At 64.9% G+C, this 3,653-nt stretch carries 2 protein-coding genes; both read left to right on the top strand.

Features of this window, described 5'->3' with window-relative positions:
* On the top strand, window positions 1–359 hold a 359-nt coding region (locus tag WT24_RS15470; RefSeq protein WP_373557237.1), incomplete at its 5' end, for an HlyD family secretion protein.
* Between the two features lie 15 nt (window positions 360–374).
* Window positions 375–3,575: an efflux RND transporter permease BpeB gene (gene bpeB / locus WT24_RS15465; protein WP_059794110.1), complete on the top strand. Its 3,201-nt coding sequence runs from the start codon at window positions 375–377 to the stop codon at window positions 3,573–3,575.
* Window positions 3,576–3,653 lie beyond the last annotated feature (78 nt).

The raw sequence follows: 3,653 nt of genomic DNA, 5'->3' as shown, positions 1-3,653 counted from the left end.
TGCCGCAGATCGGCGTCACGCACGACCAGAAGGGCCAGGCGATCGCGATGGTGGTGAACGCGGCCAACAAGGTCGAGCCGCGTCCGCTGAAGACCACCGGCATGCAAGGGCAGAACTGGATCGTCGAAGGCGGTCTGCAGGCGGGCGATCACGTGATCGTGCAAGGCGTGGACAAGGTGCGCCCGGGCGCGACCGTGAAGACGGTCCCCGCGCAGCTCGCTCCGGCGGCCGATGCCGCCTCGGGTGCTGCTGCCCCCGCCGCGCCGGCCGCCGCCGGGTCCGGCGCCGCTGCCGCTTCCGGTGCCGCCGCATCGGGCGCCGCGCCGGCGAGTGCTGCCGCTGCTTCGAGCGCGCAATAACAGGGAGCCTGTTTCATGGCAAAGTTTTTTATCGATCGCCCGATCTTCGCGTGGGTGATCGCCATCATCCTGATGCTGGCCGGGGTTGCGGCGATCTTCACGCTGCCGATCGCGCAGTATCCGACGATCGCGCCGCCATCGATCCAGATCACCGCGAACTACCCGGGCGCTTCCGCGAAGACGGTGGAAGACACGGTGACGCAGGTGATCGAGCAGCAGATGAGCGGTCTCGACAACTTCCTGTACATGTCGTCGACGAGTGACGACTCGGGCAACGCGACGATCACGCTGACCTTCGCGCCGGGCACCAACGCCGACATCGCGCAGGTTCAGGTGCAGAACAAGCTGTCGCTCGCGACGCCGGTTCTGCCGCAGGTCGTGCAGCAGCTCGGTCTGTCGGTCACGAAGTCGAGCAGCAGCTTCCTGCTGGTGCTCGCCTTCAACTCCGAAGACGGCAGCATGAACAAGTACGACCTCGCGAACTTCGTGGCGTCGCACGTGAAGGATCCGATCAGCCGGCTGAACGGCGTCGGTACCGTCACGCTGTTCGGCTCGCAGTACGCGATGCGGATCTGGCTCGACCCGAACCGCCTGACCAACTACGGCCTCACGCCGGTCGACGTCAGCTCCGCGATCACCGCGCAGAACGTGCAGATCGCGGGCGGCCAGATCGGCGGCACGCCGGCCACGCCGGGCACCGTGCTGCAGGCGACGATCACCGAATCGACGCTGCTGCAGACGCCCGAGCAGTTCGGCAACATCCTGCTGAAGGTCAACCAGGACGGCTCGCAGGTTCGCCTGAAGGACGTCGCGCAGATCGGCCTCGGCGGCGAAAACTACAACTTCGACACGAAGTACAACGGTCAGCCGACCGCGGCGCTCGGTATCCAGCTCGCGACCAACGCGAACGCGCTCGCGACCGCGAAGGCCGTGCGCGCGAAGATCGACGAGCTCGCACCGTTCTTCCCGCACGGCCTCGTCGTGAAGTACCCGTACGACACGACGCCGTTCGTGAAGCTGTCGATCGAGGAAGTGGTCAAGACGCTGCTCGAAGGTATCGTGCTCGTGTTCCTCGTGATGTATCTGTTCCTGCAGAACCTGCGGGCGACGATCATCCCGACGATCGCGGTGCCGGTCGTGCTGCTCGGCACGTTCGCGATCATGTCGATGGTAGGCTTCTCGATCAACACGCTGTCGATGTTCGGCCTCGTGCTCGCGATCGGCCTGCTGGTCGACGATGCGATCGTGGTGGTCGAGAACGTCGAGCGCGTGATGGCCGAGGAGGGGCTGTCGCCGAAGGAGGCGACCCGCAAGGCGATGGGCCAGATCACCGGCGCGCTCGTCGGCGTGGCGCTCGTGCTGTCGGCGGTGTTCGTGCCGGTGGCGTTCTCCGGCGGCTCGGTCGGCGCGATCTATCGCCAGTTCTCGCTGACGATCGTGTCGGCGATGGTGCTGTCGGTGCTGGTCGCGTTGATTCTGACGCCCGCACTGTGCGCGACGATCCTCAAGCCGATCCCGCAGGGCCATCACGAAGAGAAGAAGGGCTTCTTCGGCTGGTTCAACCGCACGTTCAACAACAGCCGCGACAAGTACCACGTCGGCGTGCACCACGTGATCAAGCGCTCGGGCCGCTGGCTCATCATCTATCTGGTCGTGATCGTCGCGGTCGGGCTGCTGTTCGTGCGCCTGCCGAAGTCGTTCCTGCCCGATGAAGACCAGGGCCTGATGTTCGTGATCGTGCAGACGCCGTCGGGCTCGACGCAGGAAACGACCGCGAAGACGCTCGCGAACATTTCCGACTACCTGCTGAAGGACGAGAAGGACATCGTCGAATCGGCGTTCACGGTAAACGGCTTCAGCTTCGCGGGCCGCGGCCAGAACTCGGGTCTCGTGTTCGTGCGCCTGAAGGACTACTCGCAGCGTCAGCATGCGAACCAGAAGGTGCAGGCGCTGATCGGCCGGATGTTCGGGCGCTACGGGAGCTACAAGGACGCGCTCGTGATTCCGTTCAACCCGCCGTCGATTCCCGAACTCGGCACCGCCGCCGGCTTCGACTTCGAGCTGACGGACAACGCCGGTCTCGGCCACGACGCGCTGATGGCCGCACGTAACCAGTTGCTCGGGATGGCGTCTAAGGATCCGACGCTGCAGGGTGTCCGTCCGAACGGCCTGAACGATACGCCGCAGTACAAGGTCAACATCGACCGCGAGAAGGCGAATGCACTGGGCGTGACGGCGGATGCGATCGACCAGACGTTCTCGATCGCGTGGGCGTCGAAGTACGTGAACAACTTCCTCGACACCGACGGCCGGATCAAGAAGGTGTACGTGCAGGCCGACGCGCCGTTCCGGATGACGCCGGAAGACATGAACATCTGGTACGTGCGCAACGGGTCGGGCGGGATGGTGCCGTTCAGCGCGTTCGCGACCGGTCACTGGACGTACGGTTCGCCGAAGCTCGAGCGCTACAACGGCGTGTCGGCGATGGAAATCCAGGGTCAGGCCGCACCGGGCAAGTCGACCGGCCAGGCGATGGCGGCGATGGAAACGCTCGCGAAGAAACTGCCGGTCGGTATCGGCTATTCGTGGACGGGGCTGTCGTTCCAGGAAATCCAGTCCGGCTCGCAGGCGCCGATCCTGTACGCGATCTCGATCCTCGTCGTGTTCCTGTGTCTCGCGGCGCTGTATGAAAGCTGGTCGATCCCGTTCTCGGTGATCATGGTCGTGCCGCTCGGCGTGATCGGTGCGCTGCTCGCGGCCACGATGCGCGGCCTCGAGAACGACGTGTTCTTCCAGGTGGGCCTGCTGACCACGGTGGGCCTGTCCGCGAAGAACGCGATCCTGATCGTCGAGTTCGCGCGGGAGCTGCAGCAGACGGAGAAGATGGGGCCGATCGAGGCCGCGCTGGAAGCGGCGCGCCTGCGGCTGCGTCCGATCCTGATGACGTCGCTCGCGTTCATTCTCGGCGTGATGCCGCTCGCGATCAGCAACGGCGCCGGTTCGGCGAGCCAGCACGCGATCGGTACGGGCGTGATCGGCGGGATGATCACGGCGACGTTCCTCGCGATCTTCATGATCCCGATGTTCTTCGTGAAGATCCGTGCGATCTTCAGCGGCGAGAAGGAAGACGTCGACGAGGCGCTGCGCCTGGCTCAGGAGCACTCGCACCACGAAGAGAAGCCGGGCAACGGCGACGAAGGCAACAAGGGACAGTGATGATGCAAAAACACGCTTTGACTGCAATCGCAGTCGCGCTCCTTGCCACGGGGTGCACGATGGCGCCGCATTACAAGC

Source organism: Burkholderia sp. MSMB1078WGS (assembly GCF_001528895.1).
Lineage (GTDB): Bacteria > Pseudomonadota > Gammaproteobacteria > Burkholderiales > Burkholderiaceae > Burkholderia.
The sequence above is the reverse complement of the archived record's forward strand: the minus strand, read 5'-3'. Positions and strand labels throughout refer to the sequence as shown.